Annotated in this window: 14 protein-coding genes and 2 pseudogenes; 14 read left to right on the top strand and 2 right to left on the bottom strand. The window is 46.3% G+C overall.

The window, feature by feature from the left end; all coding sequences use genetic code 11:
- The first annotated feature begins 17 nt into the window (after positions 1–17).
- From NST07_RS16420 to NST07_RS16460, 9 genes and pseudogenes are all read left to right on the top strand, one after another.
- Positions 18–932: an ABC transporter permease subunit gene (locus tag NST07_RS16420; RefSeq protein WP_341093120.1), complete on the top strand. Its 915-nt coding sequence runs from the start codon at positions 18–20 to the stop codon at positions 930–932.
- Between the two features lie 13 nt (positions 933–945).
- Positions 946–1839, top strand: a complete 894-nt coding sequence (locus NST07_RS16425) for a carbohydrate ABC transporter permease (protein WP_038591843.1) — start codon at positions 946–948, stop codon at positions 1837–1839.
- A gap of 62 nt (positions 1840–1901) precedes the next feature.
- Entirely contained in the window at positions 1902–3536 is a 1635-nt protein-coding gene (locus NST07_RS16430; protein WP_342481889.1) for an alpha-glucosidase, read from the top strand.
- Positions 3537–3585: 49 nt separating this feature from the next.
- Positions 3586–3906 (top strand): annotated as a pseudogene (locus tag NST07_RS16435) (alpha-amylase family glycosyl hydrolase); the annotation flags it as partial.
- Between the two features lie 209 nt (positions 3907–4115).
- The gene (locus NST07_RS16440; protein ID WP_342481890.1) at positions 4116–4472 is read left to right on the top strand and encodes a hypothetical protein; all 357 of its coding nucleotides are present in this window, start codon (positions 4116–4118) and stop codon (positions 4470–4472) included.
- A gap of 510 nt (positions 4473–4982) precedes the next feature.
- Positions 4983–5678 (top strand): response regulator transcription factor, encoded by a 696-nt coding sequence (locus NST07_RS16445; RefSeq protein WP_341093126.1) that lies wholly within the window; start codon positions 4983–4985, stop codon positions 5676–5678.
- Position 5679: 1 nt separating this feature from the next.
- Positions 5680–6735 carry a HAMP domain-containing sensor histidine kinase gene (locus NST07_RS16450; RefSeq protein ID WP_341378597.1) on the top strand — a complete coding sequence of 352 codons (1056 nt, stop codon included), beginning with the start codon at positions 5680–5682 and terminating at the stop codon, positions 6733–6735.
- A gap of 218 nt (positions 6736–6953) precedes the next feature.
- Positions 6954–8135 (top strand): alpha/beta hydrolase, encoded by a 1182-nt coding sequence (locus tag NST07_RS16455; protein WP_341093130.1) that lies wholly within the window; start codon positions 6954–6956, stop codon positions 8133–8135.
- A 212-nt stretch (positions 8136–8347) separates the two neighbouring features.
- On the top strand, positions 8348–8728 hold the full coding sequence (locus tag NST07_RS16460; protein WP_341093132.1) for a DUF488 family protein: 381 nt from the start codon (positions 8348–8350) through the stop codon (positions 8726–8728).
- Positions 8729–8785: 57 nt separating this feature from the next.
- Here NST07_RS16460 and hmpA read toward each other — a convergent pair whose 3' ends face one another.
- The gene (gene hmpA / locus NST07_RS16465; protein WP_341097667.1) at positions 8786–9967 is read right to left on the bottom strand and encodes an NO-inducible flavohemoprotein; all 1182 of its coding nucleotides are present in this window, start codon (positions 9965–9967) and stop codon (positions 8786–8788) included.
- Between the two features lie 151 nt (positions 9968–10118).
- On the opposite strand from hmpA, the pseudogene NST07_RS16470 reads away from it, so the two are divergent.
- Positions 10119–10547 (top strand): annotated as a pseudogene (locus NST07_RS16470) (Rrf2 family transcriptional regulator); the annotation flags it as partial.
- Positions 10548–10560: 13 nt separating this feature from the next.
- Here NST07_RS16470 and NST07_RS16475 read toward each other — a convergent pair.
- On the bottom strand, positions 10561–10980 hold the full coding sequence (locus NST07_RS16475) for a hypothetical protein (RefSeq protein ID WP_342481891.1): 420 nt from the start codon (positions 10978–10980) through the stop codon (positions 10561–10563).
- Positions 10981–11298: 318 nt separating this feature from the next.
- Here NST07_RS16475 and NST07_RS16480 point away from each other — a divergent pair, with 318 nt between their 5' ends.
- From NST07_RS16480 to narI, 4 genes are read left to right on the top strand one after another with little or no spacing between them, the layout of a single operon-like run.
- Positions 11299–14973: a nitrate reductase subunit alpha gene (locus NST07_RS16480; protein WP_342481892.1), complete on the top strand. Its 3675-nt coding sequence runs from the start codon at positions 11299–11301 to the stop codon at positions 14971–14973.
- Positions 14963–16534, top strand: coding sequence for a nitrate reductase subunit beta (gene narH, locus NST07_RS16485; protein WP_342481893.1), 1572 nt, complete (start codon positions 14963–14965; stop codon positions 16532–16534). Before NST07_RS16480 ends, narH begins: the two co-directional genes overlap by 11 nt.
- Entirely contained in the window at positions 16527–17093 is a 567-nt protein-coding gene (narJ, locus tag NST07_RS16490; protein ID WP_341097668.1) for a nitrate reductase molybdenum cofactor assembly chaperone, read from the top strand. Before narH ends, narJ begins: the two co-directional genes overlap by 8 nt.
- The gene (narI, locus tag NST07_RS16495; protein ID WP_341093137.1) at positions 17090–17776 is read left to right on the top strand and encodes a respiratory nitrate reductase subunit gamma; all 687 of its coding nucleotides are present in this window, start codon (positions 17090–17092) and stop codon (positions 17774–17776) included. Before narJ ends, narI begins: the two co-directional genes overlap by 4 nt.
- Positions 17777–17808 lie beyond the last annotated feature (32 nt).

Here is a 17808-nt window from a genome sequence, read left to right on the forward strand (position 1 = left end):
AAGAAAGGGGTTCATCCATGAAACAGGGGAATTTGAAAGCAAGGGGCCGGCTTGGCGCCGGTGCCATGTACCATATGATGATGCTGCCAGGCATTTTGTTTTTGCTTGTATTCAGCTATGTTCCAATGGTCGGCATCATTACGGCTTTTCAGGACTATATACCCGCCAAGGGCATGTTCGGCTCCGAATTTGTAGGGCTGAAGCATTTTATTTATATGTTTAAGCTGCCGGATATCGCGCAGGTCGTCAGCAATACCTTGGTGATTGCTATTGGCAAGATTCTGCTCGGAACGATGATGGCCATCATTTTTTCCGTTTTGTTAAATGAAATTCGTATTAAATACGTAAAAAAATCCGTGCAGACGATTGTTTATCTGCCGCACTTTCTATCTTGGGTTGTACTGGCATCCGTCGTTGTCAACATGTTCAGTTTGGACGGAATTGTGAATCAAATGTTGGCGTTCTTTGGCCTGGAAAATATTAATTTCCTTGGCAGCAACACCTGGTTCCAGCCACTGATTATCGGAACAGACGTGTGGAAGGAGTTTGGTTACAGTTCCATCGTCTATTTGGCTGCTATTACGTCGATTGATCCCGGTATGTATGAAGCGGCAGGAATGGATGGAGCCAGTTGGTGGAGAAAAGTATGGCATATTACGTTGCCGGGCATGCTCCCTATTATTCTGCTCATGGGTGTAATGAGCCTGACCAATATTTTGAGCGCCGGTTTCGATCAAATCTATAATCTGTATAACCCGGTTGTCTATGAGTCGGGCGATATTCTGGATACCTATGTCTACAGGATCGGTCTCGTTGGGCGACAGTATAGCTTCGGTACGGCTGTTGGCTTGTTCAAGTCCGTGATCGGCATTGTTTTACTCTTGTCTGCCAACCAGTTGGCCAAAAAATATACGGACCGGAAAATATTCTAAGGAGGCGAAACCTGTGTCCTATTCTGCAAACTTAAAAGATCGAATTGGCCGGTTTGTCATCTATGCCATCGTCATCATGCTGGCATTGGCCTGCCTTCTTCCGTTATGGAATATCGTTGCCATTTCATTCAGTAGCAGCGAGGCGGTATCAGCGAATGCTGTAGGTCTCGTTCCGGTCAATTTTACAACTGCAGCGTATACTAAAATTATTGATGATCCACAGTTCTGGCGTTCCTTTGGCATATCTGTTCTACGTGTCGCGCTTACCCTTGTGCTTAACATGACTCTGATTATTTTGATGGCTTATCCGTTATCCAAATCGAAAAGGGATTTTAAAGGCAGAAACATTTATATGAATATTATGATTTTTGCCATGTTGTTCAGTGGAGGCATGATTCCGAGTTACCTGCTGATCAAAAACCTGGATATGTTGAATACGATTTGGGCACTTGTTCTGCCAGGCGCTGTCCCGATATTCAGTGTCATCCTCGTGATGAACTTCTTCTCCGCTGTACCTAAAGCGCTTGAAGAAGCAGCGTTCATCGATGGGGCGAATCCGCTCCAGGTCTTGTTCAAAGTGTATGTTCCTGTGTCCATTCCTGCGCTGGCAACAGTCGCTCTATTCAGTATCGTGGGTACATGGAATGACTTCTTCAGCGGTTTGATCTATATGACCAAAGTCAGCAATTATCCGCTAATGACCTATATTCAGTCCCTTAACGTGAATATTGCCGATTTGCTTCAAGCCGGCACGAATTCCAGTGAGCTCAGCAACCTGACTGAAATTTCGAAAAAAAACCTGAATGCGGCCAAAATCGTAGTCGCTGTCATCCCGCTATTGCTGATTTATCCGCTGCTGCAAAAATACTTTGTGACTGGCATTGTCGTAGGATCCGTCAAAGAATAACGAGATGCTGTGAGTTGATGAAAATAAACCACGTTTCGTGTGAAAGAGAGGTTGAATGAAACATGAAAAATAAAAAATGGTGGAAAGAAACCGTAGTATATCAAATATATCCACGGAGCTTTCAAGATAGTAACGGAGATGGAATCGGCGACTTGGAGGGCATTGTGTCCCGATTGGATTATTTGCAGGAACTCGGCATCGGTGCGATTTGGTTATCACCCGTTTGCAAGTCCCCTCAAGATGATTATGGGTATGATATTTCAGATTATCAGGATATCGATCCGATGTTTGGGTCTTTGGAAGATATGGAAAAGTTAATTCATGAAGCCGGGAAACGAGACATTCGGATCATTATGGATTTGGTGTTGAACCATACATCGGATGAACACCCTTGGTTTCAAGAATCCAAAAAAAGCAAAGACAATCCGTACCATGACTACTACGTCTGGAGAGATGGCGTTGAAGGAACGCCTCCGAACGACTTAGGGTCCACATTCGGTGGCTCAGCCTGGGAATGGGTGCCTGAGATCGGGCAATATTATTTACATCTATTTTCTGTAAAACAGCCGGATCTTAACTGGGAAAACCCTAAAGTCCGACAGGAGATATACAACATGATCTATTGGTGGATCGACAAGGGTGTTGGTGGTTTTCGACTTGATGTGATCGACTTAATCGGTAAAGAACCGGATTTGAAGATTACGGGAAACGGGCCTAATCTGCATAAATATATCAGGGAACTGAGCAAAGCGACGTTTCAAAAAGCGGAAGACCTGCTAACCGTTGGAGAAACATGGGGCGCCACTCCGGAAATCGCCAAACTGTACAGCAACCCGGACGGCAGTGAGTTTTCAATGGTATTTCAATTTGAACACATCGGCTTGGATGAACAAGAAGGCAAAGGAAAGTGGGATCTAAAGCCTTTAGATGTTATGTCATTAAAAAAAGTGCTGTCCAAATGGCAGACGGAGCTCAAGGGTGACGCCTGGAACAGTTTATTCTGGAATAACCACGACTTGCCACGAATCGTTTCACGTTGGGGAAATGATGGAGAATTCAGGATCGAATCAGCTAAAATGTTGGCCACCCTTCTTCATGGCATGCAAGGTACGCCATACATTTATCAGGGTGAAGAATTGGGCATGACGAATGTTCAATATGCTATTGAAGATTATCGGGATATAGAATTGCTCAATTTTTATAAGGAAAGAATGGGGAAAGGTTATCCTGAACGCAACATTATGGAGTCCATCTACGCCAAAGGACGCGATAACGCACGAACACCTATGCAATGGGATACTTCCGATAACGCTGGTTTTACACGAGGGGAACCATGGATTAAGGTGAATCCGAATTATAAGCACATCCATGCCGAACAAAGTTTGAATAACCCCGAATCCATATTCCATTATTACCGGAAGTTAATTCAATTAAGGAAAGATCATGAAGTAATCGTATATGGTGAATATGAGCTGATCTTTCCAGAGAATCAAGACGTGTTTGCATATACCCGAACATTGGATGGTACCAAAATTCTTGTCGTATGCAATTTCAAAGGATATACGACCGAACTCCCGCTTCAGGGACAATTGGCACAGACGAATCAGCTGTTGATATGCAATTATACAGGTGATATGACGGAGAGCGAATTGCGTCCATACGAAGCAAGAATGTACCTTAGCCATGATAAAGCATAATACGTTAAATAAAGTTTAGTCCTCAAAACTGCTATTATATTCAAGATCCGGTATTGATCTGATATGGATCTGCCCGATGTATAAGGCACCCAACGATGATAATGGTTATGACATCAGTGATTACTGTTCCATCATGGCTGAATTCGGCACGATGGCGGACTTTGATCAATTACTAAATGAAGTTCATCACTGCGGCATGAAACTTATTATGGACTTGGTGATCAATCATATAAGTGACGAACACCCGTGGTTTATAGAATCCAGAGGTTCGCTGGATAACCCTAAACGAGATTGTTACATCTGGAGTTATGATAGAAGAAATAACGGAAAAATTAAATGGAAGATTTGGAAAAGTGAATTTGATCCGTCTTACAGGCGGATACACTAATCTTACATTTCTTATCGAGGGTACTAATCCATTATTAGTGGCTAAGGTTGTCCATTTATTTAATGAAGATACATTGAATTAGGTAAATTGTTTGAATTTTTTACAGGGGTCGGGAGTTACACCTATCATTCATGATGTATTGGACATTTCTAATATGAGAATTGTATTAATGGACTATAAGAATGGTATTCATGGACACTCTAATACATACAAACCACTTTAATGAAAATGGCAAAGGGATAAGAAAAAGTAATATTGCTATGTTAAAGGATGCGGATTTAGATTTGAAATACGTACCAGTTGAACTAACTAAGCAGTCAAAGGAGATATTATGTAGGGCTGAATGGGGAAATCCTTTGAATGATTTAGCTTGGGTATGTTGGTTTACAAAGCTTCATTACTCTGAAAAAGCACTTTTACTGAATACAGCATTTATAAATGAATACCTATCCCATTATCCCTTAACCATTTCGTCAGAACAATTAAAAGCATGTTGTTTCTATATAAAAGGGGAATTCTATCCAAAGAAAAGCCAAATCCATTGTTAGGATTGGCTTTTCTTCTTTATATGCTGATATAACCCACCGAACTAAAACATGCTGACGGGTTTGTTTTTTTCTGCAGCGTGTCTAGTAGCTAGGACGGAAACCCGACTTTTTTAACATGTCTAATTTCTATGCATTGATTTGTTCAGATGTACAGGAAAGATAATACTACTATATCCTACTATGAAATTGCATCGGGTGAACAGGGAGGAGGAGAATGAGCGGATTCTACAGCGGTTGGAAGTCCAAACATTCTCTGTAGTTACGGCCAATCCCCATATAGAAGTAATGTTTATATAAAGGATATTCTACAGAGTCCGCGAATTAGACATTATCCGGAATTTCGAAAGCCCGTATTAACAGGGGGATACGAATAGAACTCAGGCAAGCCATCGGCGAAAATGAAACAGACGCTTACAGCCCAGTATCCAACCGACGATGAGGTATAACAGAATGCGGTGCACTGGGAATTGCATCAACAAGATCCATTTAAAGAGGTTGGGAGGTATAAAGATGCCAAAAACGATATTAGTTGTAGACGACGATGAAGAAATCGTAAAACTCATCACAAAGAGTTTAAGGTACGAGCAATTTGCAATAATTTCGGCATGTTCCGGGAAAGAAGCCTTATCTGCATTGGAAGAAAACCACATTGATTTCATCGTTCTTGATATAGTGATGCCTGATATGGATGGACTTGATGTCTGCAGAAGTATCCGAAAATCTTATAATGTTCCAATTTTGTTTTTAAGTGCGCGTGATAAGGACATTGACAAAATCGTCGGGCTTGAAATAGGAGCAGACGATTACATGACCAAACCTTTCAGTATTCGGGAGCTTGCCTCCAGGATAAAGGCCCACTTCAGAAAAGTGGACAGGCTGTTTAAAGAGTGGGATGAACTTAGTACCAGTAACGAAAAGGCGGATGCTCCGCTCATTTTGAACGATAAGACGTTTGAAGCATTCCTGCATAGCAGGAAGCTCGACTTATCAACGAAGGAATTTCAAATTTTGTCTATTCTTATGCGTCACCCCAATCATGTATTGACTCGTGAGCAGATATATCAAAACGTCTGGGGAGACGAATACGGAGAAATAAATACCGTAACGGTCCATATAAAAAATATCCGTAAGAAACTTGGTCCTGAATATGACTTTATTAAAACCATATGGGGCATAGGATATAAATACACGGAAAGAGAGCAATAGTATGAAACTGAAAATAAAAATTCCTCTCTTATTCCTGCTGATGCTTATAATTTTTATGTTTTCAATTGGAATGTACCTGAAGCTTGTCTTTGCAGTATATTCCCCTATACGCAGTTCATTGCTGGACTCACGATATATTGCATTGCTCCTGCCCATATTTGGCATTGCCTTTTTCATATTTATTATTCTGATTATCTATATTCATTTTTGCATAGAGAAACCCATTCAGCTTCTGAATACCAGGCTGGAAGAAGTAAATATTGTACATCCAATGCCTCCGCTAGCTTTGAGGAGTAATGACGAGATCGGAGAACTTTATAAGCACTTCAATAAGATGGAGCATAGGCTTCAACTCGCCCACAGAGAGCAAACCGATATGATTGCCGCTATCGCCCACGACTTGAAAACACCCCTGACCTCTATTAACGGTTTTACTGAACTGCTGGCTGCACACAAGGACTTACCAGAAACTGAAAAGCAGGAATATTATGAATTGATTCAAAGGAAGTCAGAATATATGGTCGAACTCATCAATGATTTCTCCAGCTTCACCAAAGAAAAACTGGAGTTGGAATCCATGGTAGCTAAACCTGTAAATGCATCAAAATTATTCGAAAAAATTGCCCTTGAATATGAGTACGAGCTGGCGGGACTTGACAACGAGCTTACTTGCCGCCACTCATTCACGGACAATATATTGCTAATGGTCAATGAACCGATGATCCGTCGGGTTTTCGGCAACCTCTTTAGCAATGCTGTAAGATATGGAGGGAAGAATAAGCTGAAAGTGTATATGACCGGATACCCGCTAGGACATTATGCCTATTTTCAAATCGAGGATAATGGGATTGGAGTGCCGGATAAGGATATTTCTTCTCTGTTCCTCAAATTTTTCACTGTGGATAAATCGCGGCAAATCCAAAAGGGCGGGCTGGGGCTGGGTCTAGCAAGCTGTAAGTCCATTATTGAACATCACGGTGGCGAAATTGTTGCCTACCCTTCCGAATATGGCGGTTTGGGGATAAGATTTAGCCTTCCCCGGGCGGCACAGCGCTGACCTTATTTTTGCACACATATTCTTTTACAACAAAGTTAAAGGCTGCTGCCACACACACCCGGGAAGCTGCCTTTTTTGTTTTTTCAGCGTTTTATAGTTTTTTATATTCTCTTTATAAACATTTATTTTTCTTTTAAAGAAGCTTTATCTTTGTGTTGTAAAAATTACTTGTAGTAAAAAAACTACAATCACTAGAACTGGAAAAGGAGAATGCTACAATGTCAATTGAGTTCAGCCGTTGGCCCAATAACTACATGATGTCATACCAAGTCACCAAAGCTTTGGGTATGGCAAGCCTAGGTGCTACGGACGTCACCGAGATCTACGAGGCCTGCAAAAAAATCGACCCCGATGATAAGGATACGTGGCACAGGGAATGGCTCATAACCGCCCAGGCACTGGAAAGACACGGCAAGGAGGCCGAAACAGCTGGAAACTGGTATACAGCACGAAACTGCTACATTCGCGCCTGCAATTACTACAGAATCGCAGAGTATGCGGTGATGGATGATGACATCGAGAAAATCCGTATCTTTAAGAAGGTAAATGAACTCTTCGAAGCTGCCGGAAAGTACTTCGATGTCCGCCCGGAGAAGATTGAGGTTGATTACGAGGATGTCAAGCTGGAGGGGTACTTCTTTTCCCCTTCCTGGATAAAAGGTCCAAAGCCGACTCTTTTTGCTCTTAACGGTGGCGATGAGTGGTCAATTGAAAATTATTTCTGGCTAGGTCCCGCCTTCATTTCGTGTGGATATAACTTTCTGGTCTATGACCAGCCTGGCACCGGCCTCTCGCTGTACGAAAAAGGAAAGGGGAGACGGGCGGATAGTGAGGCTTTCCATTCCCGGGCAATCGACTTTCTTCTAACACGGCCGGAAGTCGATCCCGATAAGATTATCGTGCACGGGGAGAGTTTTGCGGCTTACGACTCGCTGCGATTCGCTTCGTTCGATCACAGGATTGCTGCCGTCATCTCCGACGGCGGTACGCACGCCTTCGACTGGGGTGCCATGCTTAATTGGATGCCGCCGAGTCTGGCCGCACACGGAATGAGAATTCTAGGGGCAAAAAGCTTGGAGGATTTTGCGGGGAATCCGCGTTTTGCCTATGATCTTGAGGGCAAGCTCCACCAGATAGAATGTCCGCTTCTTGTAATGCACGGAGCGGAAGAGATATTGGTTCAGCCAAATCCCCTGACACAAGCCTTGAAGAATTACGAGCAAGCGGGTTCAAAAAACAAGACGTTCTACCCGATAGAAGATAGACGACTTGGCGGATTAGAACACTGTCAGGTAGACAACATCAACGTGCTGCATGAGGTAGTGCTGAATTGGCTCTGCTCAATTGGGCTTGGGCCAGCCTCGCCTCGCTTAAGCGATTGCCAGGACATCATAAAGTAGATTTATTGAAAGGTTTCTAATTGAGCTTGTTCAGGAGTGTCGTACTTAGATTCCTGAATAAGCTCTCTCTTATGGAGGAGTTGCCGGAAACTAGCACCACAAATCGAAGCTTTTATTTATATCCTTAATAAGCCTTGATTGTTTATAATATGATGATAAAACAGAGAGATAAAAGCAACAGCTATGTGCATAAGGAAGGAGGATCGTTAATCATGGTGCTGCATAAAAAACAAAATAATCATCTCAGGCTGAAGCGGATTTATGAGAAAGCTGAGCCAGAGGATGGGTACCGGATACTGGTAGACAGACTGTGGCCCCGTGGCATTTCCAAACAAAAATCCGCAATTGACGAATGGATGAAGGAGATTGCCCCCAGCCCGGAGCTGCGAAAATGGTTCGGCCATGAGCCAGGGCGGTTTGCGGGATTTACAAGCAGCTATATCAGGGAGCTGGAGGAAGACCCGGAGCGCGGCAGACTTGCTGCAAAGATTGATGAACTGGTGCTGGAACAAGAGGTTACTTTGGTCTATGGAGCAAAAGATCCCGTTCATAATCATGCGAACGTCCTGCTTGAATGGCTTGTTTCCCGATAAAATACAGGCCGCCCCCAGATCGACTAAGATCCGGGAAGCGGCCTATGTGTTTTATTACTAGTTGTTGTCCAACTGCAGGGCGGGGCCGAAAAATTCATAATGAATTTGTTCTTCTTTCATTCCGAGCGCATGCAGTTCACGAATCATCGCTTCCATAAAAGGTACCGGACCGCAAACATAAGCATCACCTGTAATGTCTACATATGTCTTTAGGACTTCACCTGTAATTACGCCATCCGGACCACCGGAATAGAAGGTTTTGGTCTTAACATTGCTCATAACAGATGCATGTTTCTCGACATCTTTACGGAAAGCGGCCAGTGCTTCATTCCGCGCAGAATGCAGGAATACAGTCGGCCGTTCCGGCGTTGCTGCCGCAACGGTTTCGAACATGCTTATCATCGGCGTGATGCCTACACCACCAGAGATAAAGGCCACTGGCGTTGTTTTGGTGGCATCCAGCAAAAACTCACCTGCCGGGGCGCTTACTTCGACGGTATCTCCTTCTGCAACCTGCTCATGAAGATAAAGCGAGACGACACCATTCGGATCATTATCTGCTTCGCGTTTCACGGAAATGCGGAATTCATCCGCTTTTGGTGCTTGTGAAAGGCTGTACTGGCGGATCATGGTGTACTTCTCCCCAGGGATTAGAACACGCACAGAGATATACTGTCCTGGCTTATAATCCGGTACATTGGAACCGTCTGCCGGTTTGAGGTAGAACGATGTAATGTTGGTGCTTTCTTGTACTTTGCGCGCAACAGTGAACGGTTTGAAGAAGTTCCAGCCATTTTCCTGTTCCCGCGCTTCTTTGTACATGCTGTCTTCAACGCCGATAAAGGCACCTGCGATGACGCCGTAGGCTTCTTCCCATGCTTTGAGAATGTCATCTGTGGCGGCATCACCCAGCACTTCCTTGATGGCTTTCAGTAAAAATTCGCCGACGATCGGGTAATGCTCCGGTTTAATGCCAAGACTGACATGCTTGTGTGCAATCTGGACAACCGCAGGCAGAATATTCTCAAGGTTGTCAATGTGGACGGCTGCTGCGTACACCGCATTGGCAAGTGCAGCCTGCTGGCGGCCTTGCGCCTGGTTGGCATGGTTAAATACATTAAGAAGTTCTGGATGGGCTTCGAACAAATTCCGGTAAAACACAGATGTAATGGTTGTGCCATGTTCGGCTAATACGGGTGCTGTGGATTTGACAATATCCCTGGTTTCCTGTGATAAAATAACGATCAGCTCCTCTCAATTGTTACAAATTTAATATATACTCATTTTAAGTTAAAAGATATATTTAAAATACCACTTTAACAAAATGGACAATATATATGATATTATTTGTAATAAATATCACTTACTATACCTACAAATGGAGGGAAATATGAGACTTACTTTGTATACAGATTTTTCTTTGCGAATCCTCCTCTATCTTGGATCAAAACAGCAAAGTGAGCTTTCAACCATACAAGACATTTCGAACGCTTATCATATATCTAAAAATCATTTAATGAAGGTCTCACACGAATTAGGAAAGGCAGGATATATTGAAACTGTAAGAGGGCGGGGGGGAGGCATACGGCTTGCCCGGACACCTGAAGAGATAAACATTGGGGAGGTCGTACGCCGGATGGAAGACGACTTCTATCTTGTCGAGTGCTTCAATCCTTCAGGCGGCAGCTGTCCGATCTCCCCGGTTTGTGGACTTAAAGGAGCGCTTGCCAGAGCACTTCAAGCCTATCTGCAGGTACTTAATGAATATACGCTGCAGGATTTATTAATCAACAAAGATGACCTGCGTGCTATTCTTCAACAGCAGGAGAAGGTCACGCCTCCGCTAACAACAGCCGTTCTTCATCCCGGCTATGAATGGAGTTCACAACCAACAGGGCATGGAACTGATGAATCGCCTCAGGAGTGAGGCCGTCTTCAGCAAGCATTGCTTTCACATCTTGTACTATGATTCGCAGCAGTGCATGGTCACGTGTCAGCTGTTTAACTGCGTCTTGCAAGTGAGGACTCTTCTCGGCCATTTCCTGATAGAAACCCTCTTCCTCCGCATCGGCGTGGCTAATGATTCGCGTCTCCCAATACTCAATCAAATGATCGGCTGCTTGGCGCGCCACCTCGAATTCTTTTGCTTCCAGAAGCTCTTCCACTTCTTCAGTTTTAGCTATAGCACCAGACAGCCCGCCTTGATGAATGGCATGATGGGCGTGCAACTGGCGCAATGAAGGACCTGTCATGTGGCTCATCCTCTCGTTTTTTTTCAGTATAGCACACCAGAAAGCAGTGGAATTCCCGCTAAGGAATTCCCCGGATCACAAACAGGGAACTCCCTAATAGGAACTAATATCCTTAATCATCAAGTCCACAACACAGCTTTTCTCTCAGCGGGGAAAGCTTTTTTTGCTTTTTATTCAGATCAAGGGAATTCCCGCGGCGCAATAGGCGATTCCCTAATGGGAAGTATCGCCAGGGGGATCCATAATGAGATTAATTGAATGAATGTATTTTTTTTACGCAACCCTGTCCTTCATTCTGCAAAGGAGTGTTCGTAATCGATGAAGAAAAAATATGGTCTCAACTTTTTCAAGCCAATTGAAAGCTATTCCGGGAACTGGTCCATTCTTGAGGAGAAAAACCGGGATTGGGAGAATATGTACCGCCAGCGCTGGTCTCATGATAAAGTAGTCCGCACCACTCACGGAGTCAATTGTACAGGTTCCTGCAGCTGGAAGGTATTTGTGAAGAACGGAATTATTACCTGGGAGAACCAGCAGATTGATTATCCTTCCTGCGGGCCGGATATGCCGGAATTCGAACCGCGCGGGTGTCCCCGTGGAGCTACATTTTCGTGGTATGAATACAGTCCTCTACGTGTGAAATATCCCTATGTTAGAGGGAAGCTGTGGCGTCTGTGGCAAACGGCGCTGTCCGAGCATGACAATTACGTCGATGCGTGGGCCAGCATTGTAGAAGATCCTGCGAAGTCTGATCTTTACAAGAAGGCCCGCGGCAAAGGCGGCCATATCCGAGTGGGATGGAACGATGTACTCCACCTCATTTCGGCACAATTGATTTATACCATTAGAAAATATGGACCCGACCGGATCGCCGGCTTTACACCTATTCCGGCCATGTCGATGGTCAGCTACGCTTCGGGTGCGCGCTTCATCTCGCTCCTGGGCGGGCAAATGCTGAGCTTCTATGACTGGTACGCCGATCTTCCTCCGGCATCTCCGCAAATTTGGGGGGAGCAGACAGATGTACCGGAATCTTCCGACTGGTACAATGCTGGCTATTTGATGATGTGGGGGTCCAATGTGCCGCTTACCCGGACACCGGATGCACACTTCATGACGGAAGTGCGGTACAAGGGAACCAAGGTAGTATCGGTGGCACCGGATCTCGCGGAAAACGTCAAATTCGCCGACAACTGGCTGGCGCCAAATCCCGGTACGGACGCCGCGCTCGCTCAGGCCATGACGCATGTAATTCTGAATGAGTTCTACAATGAGCGCCAGGAACCGATGTTCCTGAATTATGCCAAGCAATATACAGACATGCCTTTTCTGATTTTGCTGGACACGCATGAAGATGCCTTGAAAGGCGGACGTTTCCTCCGGGCGAGTGACCTCGGTGAGATGTCACAGCATTCAGACTGGAAACCGGTCATCTTTGACAAGTCGGCCAGTGAATTTATCGTTCCCAATGGGACCATGGGCCAGCGCTGGGAAGAAGGCAAGCAATGGAACCTGATCCTTCAACGTGAAGATGGAAGCAAAGTGGAGCCGGCGCTGAGTATTGAAGGTCATGGAGAGCAGTGGGCAGAAATTGTATTCCCTTACTTCGACAATGCCGGTAACGGTACGTTCAGACGGATGATCCCGGTCAAAACAATCCAGCTTGCAGACGGTACAGAACGGGTTGTTGCCACTGTTTATGATTTGATGATGAGCCAATACGGCATCGCTCGTACAGCCAGCCCGCTGAATGCCAAGGACTACACTGATGAATCCTCTCTTTACACGCCTGCCTGGCAGGAGAAAATTACGAGTGTGAAAGCAAGTGTTGTCGTTCAAATTGCCCGTGAATTTGCCCAGAACGCGATTGATACGGGCGGACGTTCGATGATTATCATGGGGGCTGGGATCAATCACTGGTTCAACAGTGACACCATTTACCGTTCCATCTTGAATCTGGTGATGCTCACCGCTTCACAAGGAGTCAACGGCGGGGGCTGGGCGCATTATGTCGGTCAAGAGAAATGCCGCCCGATCGAAGGATGGTCAACGGTAGCCTTTGCTAAAGACTGGCAGGGTGCGTCCCGTCAGCAAAATGCCACATCGTTTTTCTACTTTGCAACAGAGCAATGGCGTTATGAGGAGAGCGGCACGGATTCGCTGAAGTCGCCAACTGGCGGAAAGGTAGCTTATCAGCATCCGGCTGACTATAACGTGCTGGCTGCACGTCTCGGCTGGCTGCCGTCCTTTCCGCAGTTCAATAAGAACAGTCTTTTGTTTGCGGAAGAAGCTGCGCAACAGGGCAAGAAATCCAATGCCGAAATAATTGACCACACGCTGGAAGAGATCAAATCGCGTAAAACCCGCTTTGCGGTGGAAGATCCGGGCGCTCCTGAGAATTTCCCGCGTTCACTGTTTATCTGGCGCTCGAACCTGATCTCAAGCTCCGCGAAGGGGCAGGAGTATTTCATGAAGCATTTACTGGGAGCTTCCGACGGGCTGCTCGCCGAGCCGAATGAAGAGCAGAAGCCGGAGGAAATCATCTGGCGGGAAGATGTGGAAGGCAAGCTGGATCTGATGGTTGCCCTGGATTTCCGGATGACCACAACGCCGCTGTATGCGGATATTGTTTTGCCTGCGGCCACATGGTATGAGAAAACAGATTTGTCATCAACAGACATGCATCCTTTTGTTCACCCGTTCAATCCGGCTGTGAACCCGCTGTGGGAATCACGTTCGGACTGGGATATTTACCGCCAGCTTGCGGAGGTTTTCTCCGAAATGGCGAAATCGCATCTGCCTGGCGTCTACAAAGATCTTGTCTCAACACCTCTCGGCCATGACTCAGTAAGCGAGATTTCACAGCCTATGGGCCTTGTGAAGGACTGGGCCAAAGGCGAAATAGAAGCGATCCCGGGCAAAACAATGCCAAACTTAAGTATTATAGAACGGGACTATACCCAAATTCATGATAAGTACATCACGCTTGGACCCAACCTTGCAACTGGCAAAGCTGGGGCACATGGCATCAGCTTCTCTGTCGCCGAAGAATATGAGGAATTGAAGCAGATAAGCGGAGTTCATTACGATGATTCGATCAAAAACGGCCTGCCAAAACTTCAAACTGCCCGTCAGGCGGCAGATACGATCCTTCATCTGTCATCGGCTACCAATGGCCGCGTATCCCAAAAGGCTTACGCGCAAGCAGAGAAAGATTCGGGCGTCGAGCTCAAAGATATCTCGGCTGACCGGGCAGCAGAGAAGATTACGTTCCAGAGCATCACCGCTCAGCCGAGGGAAGTCATTCCTACACCGGTATTCAGCGGCTCGAACAAGCAGGGCCGCCGTTATTCACCGTTCACTACCAATATCGAACGTCTTGTTCCTTTCCGTACCTTGACAGGAAGACAGCATTTCTATATTGACCATGAGATCTTCCTGCAGTTTGGAGAATCGCTGCCAGTCTATAAGCCAACCTTACCGCCGATGGTCTTCGGACCGCGTGACAAGGCTGTGAAAGGCGGACAGGATTCGCTTGTTCTACGGTATTTGACACCGCATGGCAAGTGGAATATCCACTCTACCTACCAGGATAACCAGCACATGCTGACCTTGTTCCGCGGGGGTCCAACCGTATGGATTAACAATGAGGATGCCGAAGCGCATCAGATTTCCGATAATGACTGGCTGGAAGTATACAACCGCAACGGTGTCGTAACCGCACGCGCAGTCGTCAGCCACCGGATGCCGAGAGGCACCATGTTTATGTACCACGCCCAGGACAAGCATATTCAAGTACCAGGCTCTGAGATCACGGATACTCGCGGCGGAAGCCATAATGCTCCTACACGAATTCATTTGAAGCCTACTCAGATGGTGGGCGGATACGCACAGCTCAGCTACGGTTTCAACTACTATGGTCCAATCGGCAACCAGCGGGATGTCTACGTAGCCGTACGCAAAATGAAGGAGGTTAACTGGCTTGAAAATTAAAGCGCAAGTAGCAATGGTAATGAATCTGGATAAATGCATTGGCTGCCACACATGCAGTGTCACCTGCAAGACAACCTGGACTAACCGTAAAGGCGCGGAATATATGTGGTTCAACAACGTTGAAACGAAGCCGGGGATCGGCTATCCGAAACGTTGGGAAGACCAGGAGCTCTATAAAGGCGGCTGGAAGCTGCGTAAAGGAAAACTGGAGCTGAAGTCAGGCAATAAGCTGTCCAAGATCGCGCTCGGCAAAATCTTCTACAATCCAGACATGCCGGAAATGAAGGATTACTATGAGCCGTGGACTTACAATTACGAACATTTGACGAATGCAGGCGAGCAAAAACATTCCCCGGTCGCACGGGCACATTCGGCGGTAACGGGTGAGAAAATGGATCTGGAATGGGGGCCGAACTGGGAAGATGATCTCGCTGGAGCGCATGTAACGGGACCGCTGGATCCGAACATCCAGAAAATTGAGGAAGAGATCAAATTCAACTTCGAGAAATCTTTTATGATCTATCTGCCCCGCCTATGTGAACACTGCCTTAATCCGAGTTGTGTCGCGTCCTGTCCTTCCGGTGCGATGTACAAACGGGATGAAGACGGAATTGTGCTCGTCGACCAGGAAGCCTGCCGCGGCTGGAGATATTGCATGACGGGCTGCCCGTATAAGAAGGTGTACTTCAACTGGCAGACCAACAAGGCGGAGAAATGTACCTTCTGCTTCCCGCGCGTGGAAGCGGGCTTGCCGACGGTCTGCTCCGAGACTTGTACCGGCCGGATTCGCTATTTGGGCGTTCTGCTGTATGACGCCGACAAAGTACTTGATGCTGCTTCGACGCCGGATGAGAAGGACCTGTATAAAGCACAATGTGATCTGTTTATGAATCCGCATGATCCGGAAGTAATCGCTCAGGCAAGAAAAGACGGCATTTCGGAAGACTGGCTGGAGGCAGCCCAGAACTCCCCGGTCTACAAGCTTGCCATCGAGCACAAGCTGGCATTCCCGCTTCATCCGGAATACCGGACACTGCCAATGGTTTGGTATGTGCCGCCGCTTAGTCCGATCATGAATTATTTTGAAGGAAAAGATTCGCTGAAGAATCCGGATCAGATCTTCCCGGCTATCGAAGAAATGCGCACTCCGATCCAGTATTTGGCCAACATGCTGACTGCAGGTGACACGCAGACGGTCAAAGAAGCCTTACAGCGGATGGCAATGATGCGCTCATATATGCGTGCCAAATCTACAGGTCAGGACTTCGACCTAAGCCGTCTGGAACGTGTAGGGATGACTGCGCATCAGACGGAACAGATGTACCGGCTGCTCGCTATCGCCAAATATGAAGACCGCTTTGTGATTCCGACTTCCCATAGAGAACAGCATATGAACCCTTATCGTGCTCAAGGTTCGACCGGCTATGGCAATAGCATGGGAGATACGGGCTCCGGCTCCGGCTGTGACGGCTGTGGCCCGGCCAGCGCTGCAGGAACTACGATGAAGAGCGGCAAGGAAATGTATGAAGAGAACTTCTACGGAGGGATTTGGCGTGATTGATCTGATCAAATTATACGATTTCAAGCAATCCTTCGGATATTTCGCCCTGCAGCTTATGTACCCGGAGAAGCTGGATTTTCATCCGGCTTTTCTGGAAGAGGCGTTCAGCAGCGGCCACCCGGGTTACGCCCATGTGCACACCTACTGGTCAATGATGCAAAACTTCAGCCTGGAAGAGATTCAGGAGAGTTATGCGGCCACTTTTGATTTCCAGAAAGACTGCGCCCTGTACATGACCTATTTTAAATTTGAAGATGCCAAAGAACGCGGACAGATGCTGGCCAAACTGAAGCTGTTATACGAGATGTTCGGGCTGCAAATGCCAGAAGGTGAGCTGCCCGATTATCTTCCGCTGATGTGTGAATTTCTGTATGCTGCAGAATGGCTTGAAGATCCGTCGGCACCTGAGAATTTCGGCATGCTGATTGCGATTCTTGAGGATGGCACCTATCATCTGCTCAAGGCGCTTGATAAGAATAAAAGTCCCTATTTCCATCTGGTGAAGGGATTGCGTGAAACATTCAAAGCTTGTGCCCGACAGGAGGCCCCCAGTCAATGAATATGTTTGCTCAGTTTCTATGGGTTATTTTCCCTTACATCTGTATGGTGGTCTTTATCGGCGGACATATCTTCCGTTACCGCAAGGATCAGTTTAACTGGACGGCGAAATCCAGTGAATTCATTGAAAAGAAACAGTTGAAATATGGAAGTATCTTATTCCATCTTGGGATTATTCCGGTCATTTTTGGCCATATCGGGGGTCTCGCCATACCGAAGTCATGGATGGAGGCAATCGGTGTCAATGAACATCTTTACCACATAGGCGCGCTGTATATTGGCGGATTTTTCGGAGTAGCTACGTTACTGGGGATGATCATTCTGACCTCCCGCCGTTTTACGATCAAGAATGTCCGCCGGCTCAGCAGTGCCTCCGATTTGATTGTCAATTCACTGCTGCTCTTTATCGTCTTTATGGGAATGTACTCCACAATCGTAACCAATGCTGTACAGCCCGAGTTTGATTACCGTGAGACGATTTCCGTCTGGTTCCGGGGCCTCTTCATGTTCAGACCGGATCCGTCACTTATGGAAAGTGTGCCATTTTCCTTCAAGCTGCACATCCTGTCCGGCTTCGCCATTTTTGCCCTTTGGCCGTTCACCCGCTTAGTCCATGTATGGAGTGTTCCATTGAATTATGTAGGCAGAAGTTATATTCTATACAGAAGAAATAAATCGAATTAAAGGAAAGTAAGCGAAAACTTCTTTCCCTGTTC

Source organism: Paenibacillus sp. FSL L8-0340 (assembly GCF_038593145.1).
Taxonomy (GTDB): domain Bacteria; phylum Bacillota; class Bacilli; order Paenibacillales; family Paenibacillaceae; genus Paenibacillus_AQ.